The following is a 17,895-nucleotide window of genomic DNA, read 5'->3' as shown; positions in this document are numbered from 1 at the left end:
GTCGCCGGTTCCATGTGGCCCGGGCGCATAATGCAAGAAAGCCCGGCGTTACAGCAGCGGGCCCAGTCGAGACTCACTATGGAGGCACCGTGAAAGCATTGCAAGGCGTTGAAGGCCAAGTGGTATGGGCTCATGAGCCGAATCTGGTGTGTGATGTAGGGCAAGTTCGCATCCGCGTTGCCGCCGCCGGCCTGAATCGGGCCGATTTGTTGCAAAAGGCCGGACATTATCCGCCGCCGCCCGGGGCCAGTCAGGTGCTGGGGCTGGAGTGTTCCGGGGTGATCAGCGAGGTCGGGCCGGGCTCGTCCTGGCAGATCGGCGACCGCGTTTGCGCCTTGCTGGCCGGCGGTGGGATGGCCGAAGAAGTGGTGGTCGATGGCCGGCATGTGTTGCCGGTACCGGAGGGCTTGTCGTTGGCCGAAGCGGCCGCGCTGCCTGAGGTCTACGGCACTGCTTGGCTGAACCTGTTTCAGCTTGCCGAGATCAAGCCGGGTGAAAAAGTGCTGCTACACGCCGGGGCCAGTGGCGTTGGGTCGGCCGCGATCCAGCTGTGCAAGGCGTTCGGCAACCCGTGCTGGGTCAGTGTCGGTTCGGCTGAGCGCCTGGCCTATTGCGAGGCGCTGGGCGCCCAGGGCGGGGTCGTGCGCACCGATGACATAAACAGCCTGAACGACTTCGGCCCCTTCGATGTAATCCTCGATCCGGTGGGCGCCAGCTACGCCAAACTCAACGTGAAACTTTTGTCAGTTGACGGTCGCTGGGTGTTGATCGGTCTGATGGGCGGGCGTTCGACCGAGCTTGATCTGGCCCAAATCCTGGGCAAGCGTATCCAATTGCTCGGTTCGACCTTGCGCAGTCGTGACGATCAGTTCAAGGCAGACCTGATCAGTGAGCTGAGGCACCAGGTGTGGCCGTTGTTTGCCGATAAGCGCCTTAGTCCGCAGTTGGCCAGGACCTTCGCAATCAAGGACGCCGAAGCGGCGTTTGCCGAGCTTGCGAGCAATAAGGTGTCAGGGAAGCTGGTGTTGGTGATTGACGGGCAGTTGCACTGACGCAGATCCCGAACATGGCATTTCACGTCCTCCAGCGAAAAAACGCCACCAGAGCGACTCTGTACCCATAAAACTGCACGTCCCGCCAGTTCCTGACAGAAGTGGCGGACATTATATCCAATCATCCCAAGTCAACCGCTCATCGGAAACCAATGCTCACCTGTAAGTTCTGACAGTAGTCGTTATTCCCTGTTGGGTGTGTGATGACCCCGTACCGGGAGTCTCGTTACACATCACCTACCAGGAGAACATGAGATGGTCGTCCAATCCTCTACATCCAATAGTCCGTTTGAATTGTTCCCCGTGCACATCCCAGGCTGGGTGTCTCCCGTGAGTCCGGAGAACACTGCGGACGGGGGCATCACGAAACGCATTTATGACAACGAGCCTGACGGTTGTGAGTGTTGGATTGACCCTTTGACCGAGTTCCAGGAGCGTTCCGGGACTATGGCGGCAGGTGATCGTGTTGACTTGTACGTCAATGATGACCCCACTCCTGTGGATGGCGCGACCGTCAAGGCAGGCGAGGAAGCAAATCGCATTGTCTTGCACATTCCCCATGGGCGGTTGCGTAATGGGGTCAACCGATTGCACTACAAAGTGCGCCGTATAAGTGGAAACAGCGAAGACTCCAGGGATCTTTTGGTGCTGTATCACCTGCTGTCGCCGGGGGCGAATGACCCAGATGATACGGTCATAGACATGGATCTGGTGATCCCCAGCGATGTTGAGCAAGATGGGATCAGTGTCGCGCGGGCCGCCGAAGGCGTGAGGTTCGGTTTCAACTACGCGAACCAGCGGGCCCATGACACCGTTCGCTTCCAACTGGGCACCGAGACGATTCCACTGGATGTGACCAGTCCGTCCGAACCAATGGCGACGACTCTTTATACCGAAACCTTTCGACGAGTGGGTGACAACCCCAGAACCTTCGCCAGGTTTTCGGCGACCGACCAACTGGGCAACTTCAACCAGTCCGCACCCAAGTACTTGGATATCCATCTTGACCAACTGACTGCGCCTGTTATCACCTCAGTGCAAGACCGTCAAGGCAATGACATTCCAGAGGGTGGGCTCACCCTTGATACCAGCCTCACAGTCACCGGTACGGCCAGTAATGGTGACGTGATTCAGCTATACGGAAATGGCAGTCCAATCGGTAGTCAATTTAACGTAACGGGCACGTCATGGAGCCATCAGCTGAGCAATCTGACGGTCAACGTTTACAGTGTGACCGCCAGGCTTGTGGGTGCCGCGCTGGAGTCGGATCCCAAGGCATTTACAATCACTCAATTGATTAAACCAACGCTTCCCAAAGCCTATAACACGGCCGGCAATCGCTTGATGATGGGGTTTCGTGGGGAAAAGGATCTCTACTACGACGACTATCTAACGGTTGTAGTGCCTTCTTACGTTGGCGCGCATTTCAGTCATATTCTCAACGTCATCTGGAAGGGGCGAGTAGTCACCTATACCGAACCCAATCCGGTCTCGGGACAACGGGAATTACGGGTGCCACGAGAGCACTTCGTCGACTGTATTGGTGTTAGTGCCGACCTGACTTATACCGTTCAGACGAGTGCCTCGAGCGATGCGCTGGTGTCCGAGTCCCTCCGCGTGATTGTGGATGAGCAGGATTTACCCTTGCCTGAAAGTCAATACGACAGTTCGTCGCGAAGGGTGACGGTAAGAGACACCAGCTTAATGCAAAATTACAAAATCAGGGTGCGCTGGGACGGTGTCGTGACACGTGACGGTCCGGAGGTCGCCGTGGATATCAGCAGTCCTTATATATTTACTGTCGATCCGACGTGGGTAGCGGAAAATGCGGGGCGTACAGTGTTATTGAATTACACCCTGCGACTGGATGCTAATAATCCGATACTGTTCTCGCATTACCTGAGGCTGCCTCTTTAGTCCGCGTATCAGGGCTTTTTTGCGAACAACAAGGCTTAGTGAATAAAAGACGTTATTTGTAGGTGGGCCTGTCGAAGAACTTGTTTCTACGACAGGCTTGCCTGAGGGTTTGTCATGAAAAAACTATGGCTGACGAGTCTTGGGTTTGTCCTGTTATTAGGTTGTGCCACGCCGCAACAACAGCAACAGTCGATCGGTATTGCTGCCCTCACATTACAAACGGGTGAGCAAACGGTACAGAACATGACGCAGCGCTACAACGATACCCGATCCCATTGTAATGACGTTGAGGAAATGGCATTTAAATGCACGGGGGTTCTTTTTCGCGGTACTGTGAATTCTCCTAATTATCATGCCTGGAACCCGGCGCCCGGTTCTTATGACAGAAACGGTGTTTCATTTTCCTACCTGCGAACGGATGCAAAATTCAATACGCTGGCCTATGACTACAATCATGGTTTTGTTTTTTTCCCAGAAAATAATCGGCCCAGCGGCAAAGATACCATTGAGGTGCGCTGTGCTTTTCCTGTAGACGGTTGGACGGGGCTAAGGGGCTCTGATGCTTGCGGTCAGTATCCGGGCTACCCTGAAAGCAGGCCTTGCCAAGTGCAAGGTGTGCGCACCGCGGCACAATGGTTTACTCACTTCCAGCAGTATGGACCAGAAGGCAGGTATCTATGCGGTTTCAAAGTTAATGAAGCGGGCGGGATTGCGTCCGCCGAAGCCTTCTATGAAACCCTCAAGGCGATGAAATTGTTGGGAGTGCAGTCTTTCAATGGGCAAAACGAATTGATATTGACCCCTTGGGAACAGAACATCGGTGACAGGCTGCCGATCGAAGCGTTTTTCTACACCACCGAGGGAGCCGGAGGACTGGCAGGCGCCCAAACGGATCAACAGGATTTTTATAAGGTTACCGGAATTCTGCTACCGATCATCCGTATGACGCTGCCTGCGGTGGCGACCGCTGATGTGACCTTTGAGCATTTTGCAAATGAACAATGGGGGCCGGGCAACTAACGGTGTACCCGTATTGAGCAATGAAATTGTTTTTACTTTGATAGGCAAGTGCTTGAATTTGACGGTTGAAAGACCGTGCCTGGGAGTTGGCTATGAAAAAATTTGGCTTGATGTCTCTTGGGTTTATCCTGTTGTTGGGCTGTGCCGCGCAACAGCAACAGCAACACCAGACGGTCGGTATTGCTGCTTTTACAGTGCAGACGGGGGAACAAACGGCGCAGAACATCACACGACGCTACAACGATACCCGCCCCTACTGTAATGATGTCGAGGAAATGGCGTTCAAATGTACGGGTGTTATTTTTCGCGGTACCGTCGCCTCTTCTGCTTTTCATGCCTGGAACCCCGCCCCCGGTTCCTATGACAGAAACGGTATTTCATTTTCCTACCTGCGAACGGATGCAAAGTTCAATACGCTGGCCTTTGCTTACAATCACGGTTTTATATTCCACCCGGAAAATGATCTGCCACCGGGCAAAGACACGATCGAGGTGCGCTGTGCTTTGCCTATGGATGCTGGGACGGGGCTAAGAGTCCCTGATGCTTGCGGTCAACGTCCGGACCTTCCTGAAAGCAGGCCTTGCCAAGTGCAAGGTGTGCGTACCGCTGCCCAATGGCTTACTCACTTTACTCAGCAGGCTGGATCACAACACGGGCGTCAATGTGCGTTCAAAGTTAATGAAGCGGGTGGGGCTGCGTCCGCTGAAGCGTTCGATGAGACCCTCAAGGCGATGGGCTTGTTGGGCGCGCAGTCTTTCAATATCAACAACGAATTGATACTGACCCCTTGGGAACAGGATATCGGTGACAGGCTGCCGATCGAGGCGTTCTTCTATACCCCCCAGGGAACCGGCGGGCTGGCAGGCGCCCAAGCGGATCAAGAGGATTTTTATAAAGTTACCAGGATCCTGCTGCCGATCATCCGTATAACGCTGCCCGCGGCGCCGACCGCTGATGCGACCTTTGAATTTTTTGCAAATGAACAATGGGTGCCGGGCAACTAACGGTGTACCCGTATTGAGCAATGAAGTTTTTTTATTTTGATAGGCAAGTGCTTGAATCTGTCGGTTGAAAGACCGTGCCTGGGAGGTTGGTTATGAAAAAATTTGGCTTGATGTCTCTTGGATTTATCCTGTTATTGGGCTGTGCCGCGCAACAGCAACAGCAACACCAGACGGTCGATATTACTGCTTTTACAGTACAGACGGGGGAGCAGACGGCTCAGAATATGACGCGACGCTACAACGATACCCGTCCCTATTGTAATGATGTCGAGGAAATGGCGTTTAAATGCACGGGTATTCTTTTTCGCGGTACCGTCGCCTCTTCTGCTTTTCATGCCTGGAACCCCGCCCCCGGTTCTTATGACAGAAACGGTGTTTCATTTTCCTACCTGCGAACGGATGCAAAGTTCAAGACACTGGTCTATCACTACAATCATGGTTTTATATTCTACCCGGAGAATGATCGGACAGCGGGCAAAGACACTATCGAGGTGCGCTGTGCTTTTCCTGTAGATGGTGGGACGGAGCATAGGGTCGCTGATGCTTGCGGTCAACGTCCGAACTACCCTGAAAGCAGGCCTTGCCAAGTGCAAGGTGTGCGCACCGCTGCACAATGGCTTACTCACTTTACCCAGCAGGCTGGATCACTTCCCTGGCGTCAATGCGGCTTCAAAGTTAATGAAGCCGGCGGGGTTGCGTCCGCTGAAGCGTTCGATGAGACCCTCAAGGCGATGGGCTTGTTGGGGACGCAGTCTTTTGATGTGCAAAACGAATTGATACTGACCCCTTGGGAACAGGATATCGGTGACAGGCTGCCGATCGAAGCGTTTTTCTACACCCCCGAGGGAACCGGCGGGCTGGCAGGCGCCCAAGCGGATCAACAGGATTTTTATCAGGTCACCGAAACCCTGCTGCCGATCATCCGCATGACGCTACCCGCAGTGGCGACCGCCAGTGCGACCTTTGAGTACCGCGCGTCGGATCAGTGGAGCCCTGGCGTACAGCCGTGAGTTGACGAGCCGGTGACGTTGGGAGCGCTTACATCCAGTGCCTGTCCCGACTCCAATCAGGTACGTCGATCCATCACGGGCCCGTTGTTAACTGGAGACCCCATCATGTCTACTCAGCTTTCCGGAAATACTCCACTCGCTCTTGAGCAAATACAGATTCCGGGGAGCGTGCCCGCGTACCCTCCGGCCGCTGAAAACACGCTGGGTATCAACATCGTTGCCGCTCGGCTCGACTTTCCCCATAAAGGCCTGAAGCTGATCATTGCGCCTTGGCTCACCATGAGCGTAGGCGATAGTTATAGAGTCAAGGTCAATGATTTTCCCGTGCTGACGGGCAGCATTACCGAGCCTGATCAGGTGGGTAACGAACTGATACTTTACATCCCGTCGCTAGGCCTGGTCGATGGAGCCTATGACCTGAATTACGATGTGATCAGGCACGATGGCGGGGCGCCGGAACCTTCGGTGGTTACGAAAATCCACATCAAAATTGACGCTGCTCCTCCTGGCGGGAAGGACGAGAACCCCGACCTCGGTCATTCCGAGCTGGCGATGATCATCGCGCCCGAGTTTCTGCCGCCCGCCGTGATAGACAGCGAGGCTGCCGTGCTCGGTGTGCCGATTACCATCAAGCCTTACCCGTTCATGGCCATCGGTGACCGGATCACGCTGTCCTGGGGCGGCCAGCTCGTCTCGCCGCTCGAGCCTGTGACCGAGGAGCAAGTCCAGGACCCCGAGAACCATCCTATTGTGATCACCGTTGAGCAAGCCACTGTTCTGGCGACCGGGGATACCGACAGTTATGGTCTCGTCGTGGCCTTCAAGATTCACGATATGGTTGATAACCGCTCCGAGGACTGGAGCGCCGCCGAGCGGCTGGTGATCAATACCGGTCGTGCGCGTCTCGATGCTCCCTTGATCAAGCAAGTATTCAGGCTGATTCTGGATATGGATGAGGTGCGCAGGGCCGATTTGATCTTCCAGATCTATGCGGTGGGGAGCGATTTCGCGGTGGGCGATGAGGTTGAAGTGCGGTTGTCGGGGGCGACCGTGGGCGGTGAGACGGTGGAAGTGATCTACGAGAAAGAAGTGATCACCAATGTTCCTGGCGTGCTTGAGTTCGCGCGTCCCAGTGCGGATGTCCGGGCCCTGATTGGCAGTGTTCATGTGAGTTTTTCCTACCGCCTGATCAAGGCCGACAGTAGCCCGGATCTGCTCTCCAGGATTTTTTCACCGCAGTTGATTGGACGTCCTTCGCTGCTGGCCGCCCCGGTCGCCCCTGACGAGTTTGCCGGTACCCTTGACCCGCAATTGCCCACTGTCCGGATCGAGGTTCCCTGGGACGACGCGATGGAGGCGGGCGACATTGTAAAACTGGTCTGGGAGGGGACTAGGGAAAGCGGTGAGGTCTACATGCCTGAGCTGGAGCTACGCTCAATCAGCGAGGCTGAAGCCGCGGGGCCGGATCCAATTGTTATCAACGTCGGCGGCGAACACCTGAGGGCCATCGATAACGGCACGTTGCAATTGTTCTATTGGTTGCAGAGTGCTGGGGTGGACGGGTCGCTCATCGAGCATGAGTCCCTGCACGCCGCCCCACTGAGCATTGGGTGGCCAGAGGCCCAATTGCCTGAGCCTGATGTGGCGGGAGAGAGTGATGGGCTGCTGGACCCGGCCGATGTCACGGCGGGCACTGAGTTGACTGTGCGCAAGTATGAGGGGCAAATCGAAGGGGATGTGGTGCATATCCTCTGGTGGGGCTCGATCACCGGGCGCTACCGGGATCGGACCACGCTCGACTCGGTAACCGATAAAACGGATGTGTCGTTCGATATCTCGGCCGCGCTGATCGACGACAATCGCGGCGGTACCGTCAAGGCGATGTATTGGATCGAGCGGACCACTGGGCGGAGTGCGTCTGCAGTGCTGGAAATGAGTATTTGGGTAAAAGGCGCGCCGACCGTGGATGACATCCAGGACGCCGATGGTTCTGTTATCGACGGCCTGACATTCCAGACCCGTGTGACGGTGACCGGCACCGCCACTGCGACAAGCGCGCAACAGATTCAACTCTACGATGGCGACACGCCGGTCGGCGAGCCTGTCCCGGTCATCGACACGAAGTGGACCATTACCCTGACTGAACTGAGCATCAAGGTTTACCGTCTCGAGGCCAGGGATGTGGACTCGGGGCTGGGGTCGATGCCCCTGGGCTTTGCTGTCATCCTGCCGGTCAAACCAACGGTCCCTAACGCTTATAACAACAAGGGCGATCGAGTGCAGATCGGGTTCAATGGTGAAAAGGATCTATATCGGGCTGAGTCTCTGGAAATCGTCGTGCCCCGCTATCACGGCATGGCCTACACCCATATCCTCAATATCATCTGGGTGGGGCGTGAGCATACTTACACCGAGGACAATCCTGTTGCGGGGCAGCGCACATTGTGGATTCCACGAAGGGTGTTCGTCGACGATATCGGTTCGACTGTTGAGGTCAGGTATACGATTAAATCGCCTGCTGCAAGTACACCATGGCAATCCGAGCCTCTGTTCCTGACCATTGACCAACAGGATTTTGAGACGTTGGAGGCACCGGTTTACAACAGCACGACGCGACAGGTAACGGTGAGTAATACGAGCTCGTTGGCTGGGTACGATATCGGGGTTCGATGGACTGGCCCACAAGTGCGTGAGGGCGCACGAACAGCCGTCAATGCGAACCAACCCTATACCTTCACCGTGCCGTTGGAGTGGGTGGAGGAAAGTGCTGGAACCCTCGTGTGGGTGAATTATTCGGTGCGATTAAATGGCAGCAGCCCGCTGAACTTCTCGCAGTATTTGAGAGTAAATGTGGAATAGCCCCAGGCGTGACGGCTGATGTTTGGACGCTGAACTTGCTCGCGCTAAAAGTGATGCTTTTACAGTGCAGACGGGGGCGTAAACGGCGCAGAACATCACACGGCGCTACAACGATACCCGCCCCTACTGTAATGATGTCGAGGAAATGGCGTTTAAATGTACGGGTGTTATTTTTCGCGGTACCGCCGCCTCTTCTGATTTTCATGCCTGGAACCCCGCCCCCGGTTCCTATGACTGAAACGTGTGCTGAGATTGACCTTTTGATGAGCTGAGCAGCAGCGCGGTGGAGGTGACGCGGTGGGCCAGGAATGGTTCACCGCTACCCTTGGATCAGTTATACCGTTGTCGGCCTTGGTGTCCTGATAGCATAGGCTCAGTTAAGTGGCGGGGTTGCAAACCTGCACGGGCAACATTAACTCTGAGCACGTGCGAGAACATCCATTTCTCACCGCTGTTCTTGCGGACAATTGAGTAATTGATCAACACCGTTTTCCCGCTGTTTTCGGTTATCCAGGCACTGGGAATATCAAATACATTGGCCTGGCCAGTGGTCACATCCTGTGTCTCAGTGTCGTGGTTTGTAAGACCTGCCCAACGAACCCTGACGGAGTAGCCAGTTTGACCGCCATCGTTCACGGTCACTTTGGAGGCCGAGTAACTGGGTGCCGGTAAAGGATGGACCGCTTGCGGGTCGATATGCAGTGTCAGTCTTTCCGACTCTTTCGTCTCGCCGACGCCTTTTTCCTTGACGGAATAGCCGACCTCGACAGGGAGACCGATATTGTCGATGACTTCCAAGCGAGGAATCGGGATCAGTCTTTTTCCGGGGGGATTACCCACTTCTATAATCGGACTGTTGTAGTTGACCCGACCTTGCCAGCGCGCCCTGATGGTATCGTTTTCATGCATGTCGGGATATTGAGGTATTTCAACATATACAACAGCGTCGGTATAAACATCGTCCACTTTCAGGCGGTCACCCTCCGCGTTATAAGCTTTGGGGATTTTGGGTTTGGGTTTTTCCGGTGTTTCGGGAGAAACGGCTTGATCGGCCTCTCGGTACTCAAATGTGGCTTGTTCCTGAAAAGTGCTGGGTAAGGTGATTCTGATGATGGGTAAAGCACGGCCTGTTAGATCATGAAAGCGTCTCTGGTCATGTTGCACCGAGCTTATGCCTGTATCACGGGTATACATGAAAGCCTCGATCGGTAACTGACCAGGGATCCCAGTGGGCCAGGTTTCCAATTTCATATCATTGGGTGCATTGAAAGCGATAGGGAAGACCAAAGGGCCCGTCAATAAAGCTTGATGAAAAATAGCGGCTGTAGGGTTACTAGCGGTTTTACTGACATCAAAGCCGCAGCGGTACATCCCTAGGGGATATGTCACGTAATGATCGCGCCACTGCTCGGCGGTATTAATATTCTGTAAACCACATGGTTCACTGACTGAGGGGGCATCCTTATGTACACCACAGCCTTTGTTGGAGCGATGGTCCGACGCCCCGTCCACGGGGAAGAAACACAGGATTTCTATCTTTAATTTATTGGCGGGCGTGTCCATGTAGGGAGCGAAGATATAACCCTTGTCAAAGGTGAATGCCAAGCGCTTTATATTGAAGTCCGAGCGTATGTAAGAAAACGAAGTGCCCCCTACACGTATCGCCGTGTCGCTGGGGTCCCAGGCATCATAAGGCTTGTTCTCTGAATGGCTCGTGCCCCGCAATATAATCCCCGAACACAAAAAAGCCGGTCTATTGGCCGAACCGCAGTCGACTCTGGTGTCTTCATAGCGGCGACGCAGTTCAACCACTACTTCTGGGCCTTGAAGCGGCTGAACAGGGGCCGGGGCAGCGCGTGCCGATAGGTGGTTGATAGGATAAGTTTCTGGCTCATGAGGGCGATATTCTGCACAACCCAGGAATAAAAGTGACCCCATGAGCGTAATGAATAGTTTTTTCATCTTATCGTCCCCGGTGATGCCGGATTAATGGTTAAACCTATAATTTAACTCTGAGTACGTGCGAGAACATCCATTTCTCACCGCTGTTCTTGCGGACAATCGAGTAATTGATCAACACCGTTTTCCCACTGTTTTCGGTTATCCAGGCATTGGGAATATCAAATACATTGGCCTGGCCAGTGGTCACATCCTGTGTCGCCGTGTCTCGGTTTGTAAGTCCTGCCCAACGAACCCTTACGGAGTAGCCAGTTTGACCGCCATAGTTCACGGTCACTTTGGAGGCCGAGTAACTGGGCGCCGGTAATGGATGGACCGCTTGCGGGTCGATATGCAGTGTCAGTCTTTCCGACTCTTTCGTCTCGCCGACGCCTTTTTCCTTGACGGAATAGCCGACCTCGACAGGGAGACCGATATTGTCGATGACTTCCAAGCGAGGAATCGGGATCAGTCTTTTTCCGGGAGGGTCACCCACTTCGATAACTGGACTGTTGTAGTTGACCTGACCATGCCAGCGCGCCCTGATGGTATCGTTTTCATGCATGTTGGAATATTGAGGTATTTCAACATATACAACCGCGTCGGTATAAAAATCGTCCACTTTCAGGTGGTCACCCTCCGCGTTATAAGCTTTGGGTATTGTGGGTTTGGGTTTTGCCGGCGTGACGGGGAGTACAGCTTGATCTTCTGCCCGGTAGAAAAAAGTGGCGTCTTCCGTCTGAGCAGATGGCAGTGTGAGTAAAATAATGGGAACTGCAATACCTGTCTCGTTATAAAAATCCTGTTGGTCATGCTGTGCAGTCGCCAAACCGCTGCCAAAATAGAAAAAGGCCTCGAGTGGAAGTGTATTTCCGATGCCTTCAGGCCATGTCGCCAGTCTCAGTTCATTCTGTACAGTGAATGATTCTTCGGCATTCAATGCCATGGCTTGCAAACTGGCATTGAACGCACTGACCGCTCCTGCGCCCAATCCTGCTCTGACATCAAAGCCACATTGGTGGCGTCGACGGGGCTCTGCGGGGACGCTTATGTAATGGGCATACCACTGCGCCGCGGTCGTGATGCCTTGGTCTTGACATTCTCGACTGGCAATGGGGTCGGGGGCATCGGTGTTGTAATCGCAGCCTTGTTTCGTCGGGCGAGCGTCGGTGTTGGCATCAAGAGGAAATGTACAGAGCACATGCACGTTCACTTTCCCCTCGGGGCGTCGAAGGGACGGGTAGAAAATAAATCCATTATTGTAGGCGTAGGCTAATTTTCGATATTTTGAATCGGCACGTAGATAGGAGAAGGAAACACCGCCGCTTACTTGCGAGGCTGGGCTTGGATCCCAGGCGTGGTATCTACCCGATTTGGTTGCTCTGAAGACGATGCCCGAGCATAGAAAGGCTGCCAGACTCGCGGAGCCGCAATTTTCGGCTCGGTTGTTATAACGCTCAGTTAAGCTTCGGGCGGTTTCCTCACCGGCACGCTCAGTTAAGTTTTGGGTGGTGTCCTCACCGGCACGCTTATAAACATTAGAAGTCTGAATGTCGGGTGGTGGCGACGGCAGCTGAGTTGCACAGCCAAATACTACAGCGAGTGCGAGGGCCGTGAGCGATGCCTTTATGCCGGTGTTCATAAAAGTCCACTGTTCGAGGTGCTTATTCATGGGAGCTCCCATCGAAGCAGAACGTAGAGTGATTAACATGCGAGTTCGCCATTGCGTCTACTGTCAGAGTTAACAGGTCAAAGGCAGGGTGCATACCATCTGTCGGATAAGCTGTCAGTGTCCAGTTGCAGACCACAACACCGACGGTATTCAAGTTGGGGTAATCCACCCGCAGCAACAGCGGCAGGTCATTGCGCGAATCGGAATAGAAACTCGCGCCTTCAAGAATCTCTTCTTCAGCGTCCAGCCAGTCCAGCAGCCGCGCGATTTTGCTGAACCGAGGCGCTGGGTGCCCAGGGCGGGGTCGTGCGCACCGATGACATAAACAGCCTGAACGACTTCGGCCCCTTCGATGTGATCCTCGATCCGGTGGGCGCCAGCTACGCCCAACTCAACGTGAAACTTGTGTCAGTTGACGGGCGTTGGGTGCTGATCGGTCTGATGGGCGGACGCTCGAGCGAACTCGATCTTGCGCAGATGCTGGGCAAGCGTATCCAATTGCTGGGCTCGACCTTGCGCAGTCGTGACGATCAGTTCAAGGCTGATCTGATCAGTGAGATGGGGCATCAGGTGTGGCCGTTGTTTGCCGACAAACGCCTGAGCCCGCAACTGGCCAGGACATTCGCGCTCAAGGACGCCGAAGCGGCATTTGCGGAACTGGCGACCAACAAGGTGTCTGGGAAGCTGGTGTTGGTGATTGATGAGAGCCTGAGCTAGTCCAGGGAGTCGCGTAAGGACCTGTGGGAGCCTGCTTGGGTCAGCAGGCATTGATTCAGCTGACACACCGCTATCGCGAGCAAGCTCGCTCCCACAGAGGTTTCCTGATTTCCAAGTATGAATCAGCCACCCGGCCGATTCGGCCTGGGCCTTCATTCAGGTCAAAAAAAGAGGGCGCCTGGCTTATGTCGATCAATTAAGAGAGATGAAGCCGGAGGCAGCTTTTGGGGCGAGGGAGCTTGCTCCCGCTGGGTGGCGCAGCCGCCCCAATCGGGACGACGCCGCTGTCCAGGCAGAGCGCGTCAGCCGGTTTTACGACTGCTTCGCAGCCGAGCGGGAGCAAGCTCCCTCGCCACAGGAGTCTGCGTGTTAATCCAGGGAGTGTTCACATCCAGCTATGAATCGGCCACCCGGCCGATTCGGCATGGGCCTTCAACACCGGATCCGGGTTCACCGCGTGGGGGTAATCCACCCGCAGCAACAGCGGCAGATCGTTGCGGGAGTCGGAATAGAAACTCGCGCCTTCCAGGTTTTCTTCTTCGGCATCCAGCCAGTCCAGCAGCCGCGTGATTTTGCCTTCACGGTAGGTCAGGGTGCCTACGGTCTTGCCGCTGTACACCCCATGGGACACCTCAAGGTTGATCGCCAGAATCTCATCGATGCCCAGGCGTTCGGCAATCGGCTTGACCAGGTGGGTGCCCGAGGCGGAAATCACCAGGATCCGGTCACCGGCCTTGCGGTGTTCGGCGATGGTTTTGGTGGCATCGCTGAAGATGATCGGTTCGATGAAGTCTTCCACCCACGGCGTCACCAGGTGCTCGATTTCTTCCGGCGTGCGGCCGATCATCGGTTCCAGGCTGAAGTCCATGTACTCTTCCATGCTCAGCTTGCCGTGGCTGTAGGCGTCCATCAGCTCGTTGTTGCGACGCATGAACGACTCGGGGTCGACCCAGCCCAGGCGCCCCATTTGCTCGCTCCAGAGGGTGGCGCAATCGCCGTGGATCAGGGTTTCGTCCAGATCAAAAATTGCCAGGGCCATCAGTGCGCTTCTCTCTTCAAAATCAACAAAGCCATCAGGCTACCTCACACAACGCCGACGGATCGATGGAAAGTGATAGGCGTGCGCCATCGGGGTGCAGGTCGGCGGCCGAGCGATTGAGCACATCGACCACCAGTTCAACGCCGCGAGCCTCGATCCGGTAACGGATCACGTTGCCCAGCAGGCTGTGGCTGCGGATCAGCGCATCGGGTTCACCGCTGCGACCCAGCTCAATGGCTTCCGGGCGAATCGCGATACGACCGTTCACCGGTCGCTGCAGCAGCCGCGTGGCGCTGTCGGCGTCCAGCAGGTTGTAATTGCCGATGAAACCGGCCGCAAATACGTCGACCGGCGCAGTGTAGAGGGTCTCGGCATCGCCGCTCTGTACGATCTTTCCCTGGTTCATCAGGAAAATCCGGTCAGACATGGTCAGGGCTTCTTCCTGATCGTGTGTGACGAAGATCGTCGTCAGGCCCAGTTCACGCTGGATCTGACGGATCTGTTCGCGCAAGTGCTTGCGAATTCGTGCATCCAGTGCCGACAGTGGCTCGTCCAGCAGCAACAGGCGCGGCCGGGTCACCAGGGAACGGGCCAGGGCCACGCGCTGGCATTGTCCACCGGAGAGTTGATGGGGATAGCGAGCGGCAAAATCGTGCAGCTCCACCAACCGCAAAATCTCCAGTACGCGCTGGCGGCTGTCCTCGGCCTGGACCTTTTGCATGCGCAGGCCGAAGGCGACGTTCTGCTCCACGGTCATGTTGGGGAACAAGGCGTAACTCTGAAACACCATGCCGATCCCACGCTTTTGCGGGCTCAGCGGGACGATGTCTTGGCCGTCCAGCATGATCTGGCCGTCATCCACCGCGGTCAGGCCGGCAATGCAGCGCAGCAGTGTGGACTTGCCGCAGCCGGAAGGGCCGAGGAGGGTGACGAATTCGCCCTTGCGAATCTCGCAATTGATGTCGCTGAACACCGGCGTGCCCGCATAGCTTTTTTGCAGGTGTTGGACGCTGACGTAGCTCATTGGCTTTTGTCCTTGTTCAAAATGTTGGCCACCCAGGTCAGGACCAGTACGAAAAAGAAGTAGGAAATCACCAGCGCACTGGTGAAGTGGCCGCTGCTATTACGCATGTTGTTCAGGTACACCTGCAGGGTTTCATAGCGGGTGCCGACGAGGATGTTGGCAAACACGAATTCGCCGAATAGAAACGAGAAGGACAGCAGCAGCGCCACCATCAAGCCTTTGCGCAGGTTCGGCAGCACCACCAGGAACGCAGCCTGGAAAGTGCTGGCGCCGAGCAGTTGGGCGGCGTCCATCAGGTCGCGCAGGTTGATGGCCTGCAGGTTGTTGGTGATCGCCCGGTACATGAACGGCAGGGCGACGGTGAAATAGCAGCCGATCAGGATCCACGGCGTGCCCACCATCGCCAGCGGCCCGGACCCGTATAGTTGCAACAGCCCCACCGAAGACACCACCGGCGGCACTGCGAAGGGCAGCAGGATGAGGATGTTCATCAGCGCGTCGAGTTTCGGGAAGTGGTAATGCACCACGAACAGCAGTGGCAGGATCAACACCACCGAGAGCACCAGCGCCCCGACGCAGACCAGCAGCGATTGAGCGAAGGCGTTGAGAAAGCGTGGATCGCTCCATAACTGCACATACCATTTGAAGGTGAAGCCGCTGGGCAGCACGGTGGCCGACCAACTGCTGGCGATGGAGTAGATCAGCGTGCCAGCCAGGGGCAGCAGCAGGATCGCGAACAGCAGGTACACCACCACCCGATGATAGAGCCCGACAGAGCCCGATTCAGCGCGAGACATGGTAGCTCCTCTTGAGCAGCAACTGATGGACGATGGTCACCACGGTCATCAACGCCACCAGCACTATGGCCAGGGCACTGGCCATGTTCGGGTCAAGGGAAATGTCTCCGGAGACCATGGCGGCGATGCGAATCGGCAAGACGTTGAAGTTGCCGGTGGTCAACGCATAGACCGTGGCATAGGCGCCAAGGGCGTTGGCCAGCAGAATCACGAAGGTGCCCAGCAGTGCCGGGGTCAGCACCGGCAAACCGATGTGCCGCCAGAACTGCCAGCCGCTGGCGCCCAGCAGTGCGGCGGATTCGCGCCAGTCTTCGCGCAGGGCATCGAAGGCCGGATAGAGCAGCAGCACGCCCAGGGGAATCTGGAAGTAGGTGTAGAGAATGATCAGCCCGGTTTTCGAGTACAGGTTGAAATCCTCAATGATCCCCGCCTGTTTGAGCATGATCGTGATGCTGCCGTTGAACCCCAGCAAAATGATGAAGGCGAAGGCCAGGGGCACGCCGGCGAAGTTGCTGGTCATGTTGGCGAAGGCATTGACGAAGTTGCGCAGTCGCGAATCGACCCGGCGCAGGGAATAGCTGCCGAGCACGGCGATGATGATCCCGAAGACGCTGGACCAGAAGCTGATCTCAAGGCTGTACTGGATGGCTTGCAGGTAGAATTTGGAACTGAAGATCTTGCTGAAGTTGGCCAGGCCCCAGCCGAATTCTTCCGAGTCCAGGCTGTTGACCAGCACCCAGAGCAGCGGGGCGATCTGGAACACGATGAAGAAAATCGCGAAGGGCACCAGGCACAACGCTGCCAGCCATTTGCCGCGTGTCATGGCGTTCACTTGAGCAACTCCTGGCAATACGGTTTGTCGTGGTCAACGCCCAGCAACTGGCAAATGGTGCCGCACAGTTCGGTCTGTCTGGGCGCGGCAGCGGGATCGAGGCTGAAACCGTCACCGAGCACAAACAACGGCACTTCCCGTTCTTCGGGCAGCAAGCCGTTGTGGGAGCGGTCGTTAGTCATGCCATGGTCGGCGGTCACCAGCATTTGATAACCGGCGTCGAGCCAGGCTTGCAGATACACCGCCAGGTTGATGTCAGCCATGCGGGCGCTGTTGCGGTATTGCGCGGTGTCGAGGCCGTGCTGGTGGCCGGCATCGTCGATGTTCATCGGATGTGCCAGCAAAAAGTTTGGCATGTAGCGCTGGCGCAGGTGTTCGGCGTCGGCGAACAGATGAGAGTCGGGGTAGTGGTCATTCCAGTAGAAATGGCCGTATTGAATCGGCAGTTCGGTGTTGTTGGTATGACGATCCCGGCCGGCGATAAACGGTGAAGCGTTGTAGAGCTCGCTGACCCAGTGATACGCAGCCGCAGCCGTGCTCAAGCCGGCTTGGGTGGCGTAATGGAAAATACTGCGCTGGTTCGACAGGCGCGTGACGTTGTTGTGCACGATCCCGCTGTCGATGGGCGAGACGCCAGTGAGGATGCATTCATAGAGCGGGCGGGACAGGGCGGGCAATTCACATTCCAGTTTGTAGAGGGCTGCGCGTCCTGCGCCAACGTAAGCCTGCAAATGTCCCATGGCATGCCGGGCGACCTCATAGTTGAGGCCGTCGAGCATCACCAGGATGACGTTATGCTTCATGGGTGCCAGGACTCCGGACAGATACCAGGAAGCTCGGATTCACCACAGGTCCAATGTGGGAGCAGGCCTGTGGGAGCAAAGCTTGCTCGCGATGCTGGCGACACGGTGCAACTGCGAGACCCTGTCATCGTTTATCGCGAGCAAGCTTTGCTCCCACAGTGCTTGCTCCCACAATTTGGATCCTTATCGGATATCCGAGCGGGAGCTACCG

The 17,895-nt window shown here is 55.9% G+C and carries 13 protein-coding genes and 2 pseudogenes; 7 read left to right on the top strand and 8 right to left on the bottom strand.

Features of this window, described 5'->3' with window-relative positions; all coding sequences use genetic code 11:
* Positions 1-89 precede the first annotated feature (89 nt).
* From ACA047_RS21995 to ACA047_RS21970, 6 genes are all read left to right on the top strand, one after another.
* Positions 90-1,052 carry an NAD(P)H-quinone oxidoreductase gene (locus tag ACA047_RS21995; RefSeq protein ID WP_497352916.1) on the top strand — a complete coding sequence of 321 codons (963 nt, stop codon included), beginning with the start codon at positions 90-92 and terminating at the stop codon, positions 1,050-1,052.
* A 417-nt stretch (positions 1,053-1,469) separates the two neighbouring features.
* Positions 1,470-2,969, top strand: coding sequence for a hypothetical protein (locus ACA047_RS21990; protein ID WP_497352914.1), 1,500 nt, complete (start codon positions 1,470-1,472; stop codon positions 2,967-2,969).
* 114 nt (positions 2,970-3,083) lie between these two features.
* Entirely contained in the window at positions 3,084-3,989 is a 906-nt protein-coding gene (locus ACA047_RS21985; protein WP_497352912.1) for a halovibrin HvnA, read from the top strand.
* 92 nt (positions 3,990-4,081) lie between these two features.
* On the top strand, positions 4,082-4,993 hold the full coding sequence (locus ACA047_RS21980) for a hypothetical protein (RefSeq protein WP_497352910.1): 912 nt from the start codon (positions 4,082-4,084) through the stop codon (positions 4,991-4,993).
* Positions 4,994-5,085: 92 nt separating this feature from the next.
* Positions 5,086-6,003: a halovibrin HvnA gene (locus ACA047_RS21975; RefSeq protein ID WP_497352908.1), complete on the top strand. Its 918-nt coding sequence runs from the start codon at positions 5,086-5,088 to the stop codon at positions 6,001-6,003.
* A gap of 105 nt (positions 6,004-6,108) precedes the next feature.
* Positions 6,109-8,862, top strand: coding sequence for a hypothetical protein (locus tag ACA047_RS21970; protein ID WP_497352906.1), 2,754 nt, complete (start codon positions 6,109-6,111; stop codon positions 8,860-8,862).
* Between the two features lie 330 nt (positions 8,863-9,192).
* Here the strand turns inward: ACA047_RS21970 and ACA047_RS21965 are convergent, their stop codons facing one another.
* From ACA047_RS21965 to ACA047_RS21955, 3 genes and pseudogenes are all read right to left on the bottom strand, one after another.
* Positions 9,193-10,824 (bottom strand): hypothetical protein, encoded by a 1,632-nt coding sequence (locus ACA047_RS21965; RefSeq protein ID WP_497352904.1) that lies wholly within the window; start codon positions 10,822-10,824, stop codon positions 9,193-9,195.
* A 37-nt stretch (positions 10,825-10,861) separates the two neighbouring features.
* Entirely contained in the window at positions 10,862-12,472 is a 1,611-nt protein-coding gene (locus ACA047_RS21960; protein ID WP_497352902.1) for a hypothetical protein, read from the bottom strand.
* Between the two features lie 151 nt (positions 12,473-12,623).
* A pseudogene (locus ACA047_RS21955) lies at positions 12,624-12,752 on the bottom strand (HAD family hydrolase); the annotation flags it as partial.
* Here ACA047_RS21955 and ACA047_RS21950 point away from each other — a divergent pair.
* Positions 12,752-13,189, top strand: a pseudogene (locus ACA047_RS21950) (zinc-binding dehydrogenase); the annotation flags it as partial. The pseudogenes ACA047_RS21955 and ACA047_RS21950 sit on opposite strands and share 1 nt — an antisense overlap.
* Before the next feature lie 385 nt (positions 13,190-13,574).
* Here the strand turns inward: ACA047_RS21950 and ACA047_RS21945 are convergent.
* Genes ACA047_RS21945 through ACA047_RS21925 form a run of 5 tightly spaced genes read right to left on the bottom strand, consistent with a single transcriptional unit; the run spans position 13,575 to position 17,684 of the window.
* The gene (locus ACA047_RS21945; protein WP_497352900.1) at positions 13,575-14,228 is read right to left on the bottom strand and encodes an HAD family hydrolase; all 654 of its coding nucleotides are present in this window, start codon (positions 14,226-14,228) and stop codon (positions 13,575-13,577) included.
* 34 nt (positions 14,229-14,262) lie between these two features.
* A complete protein-coding gene (locus ACA047_RS21940; RefSeq protein ID WP_497352898.1) occupies positions 14,263-15,252 on the bottom strand; it encodes an ABC transporter ATP-binding protein in 990 nt (329 codons plus the stop codon).
* Entirely contained in the window at positions 15,249-16,049 is an 801-nt protein-coding gene (locus tag ACA047_RS21935) for an ABC transporter permease (RefSeq protein WP_497352896.1), read from the bottom strand. The genes ACA047_RS21940 and ACA047_RS21935 overlap by 4 nt, the downstream gene beginning before the upstream one ends.
* The gene (locus ACA047_RS21930; RefSeq protein WP_497360480.1) at positions 16,036-16,872 is read right to left on the bottom strand and encodes an ABC transporter permease; all 837 of its coding nucleotides are present in this window, start codon (positions 16,870-16,872) and stop codon (positions 16,036-16,038) included. Before ACA047_RS21930 ends, ACA047_RS21935 begins: the two co-directional genes overlap by 14 nt.
* 5 nt (positions 16,873-16,877) lie before the next feature.
* Positions 16,878-17,684, bottom strand: coding sequence for an alkaline phosphatase family protein (locus tag ACA047_RS21925; protein ID WP_497352894.1), 807 nt, complete (start codon positions 17,682-17,684; stop codon positions 16,878-16,880).
* Positions 17,685-17,895: the final 211 nt, after the last annotated feature.

It is taken from the genome of Pseudomonas sp. LBUM1664 (assembly GCF_059695895.1).
This window is presented reverse-complemented; position numbering and strand designations above follow the sequence as displayed.

Excerpts from the sequence above, each read along its gene's own strand:
- ACA047_RS21985 (WP_497352912.1), top strand. The coding sequence starts at position 3,084 with ATGAAAAAACTATGGCTGACGAGTCTTGGGTTTGTCCTGTTATTAGGT.
- ACA047_RS21980 (WP_497352910.1), top strand. The coding sequence starts at position 4,082 with ATGAAAAAATTTGGCTTGATGTCTCTTGGGTTTATCCTGTTGTTGGGC.
- ACA047_RS21975 (WP_497352908.1), top strand. The coding sequence starts at position 5,086 with ATGAAAAAATTTGGCTTGATGTCTCTTGGATTTATCCTGTTATTGGGC.
- ACA047_RS21970 (WP_497352906.1), top strand. The coding sequence starts at position 6,109 with ATGTCTACTCAGCTTTCCGGAAATACTCCACTCGCTCTTGAGCAAATA.
- ACA047_RS21965 (WP_497352904.1), bottom strand. The coding sequence starts at position 10,824 with ATGAAAAAACTATTCATTACGCTCATGGGGTCACTTTTATTCCTGGGT.
- ACA047_RS21960 (WP_497352902.1), bottom strand. The coding sequence starts at position 12,472 with ATGAATAAGCACCTCGAACAGTGGACTTTTATGAACACCGGCATAAAG.
- ACA047_RS21945 (WP_497352900.1), bottom strand. The coding sequence starts at position 14,228 with ATGGCCCTGGCAATTTTTGATCTGGACGAAACCCTGATCCACGGCGAT.
- ACA047_RS21940 (WP_497352898.1), bottom strand. The coding sequence starts at position 15,252 with ATGAGCTACGTCAGCGTCCAACACCTGCAAAAAAGCTATGCGGGCACG.
- ACA047_RS21935 (WP_497352896.1), bottom strand. The coding sequence starts at position 16,049 with ATGTCTCGCGCTGAATCGGGCTCTGTCGGGCTCTATCATCGGGTGGTG.
- ACA047_RS21930 (WP_497360480.1), bottom strand. The coding sequence starts at position 16,872 with ATGACACGCGGCAAATGGCTGGCAGCGTTGTGCCTGGTGCCCTTCGCG.
- ACA047_RS21925 (WP_497352894.1), bottom strand. The coding sequence starts at position 17,684 with ATGAAGCATAACGTCATCCTGGTGATGCTCGACGGCCTCAACTATGAG.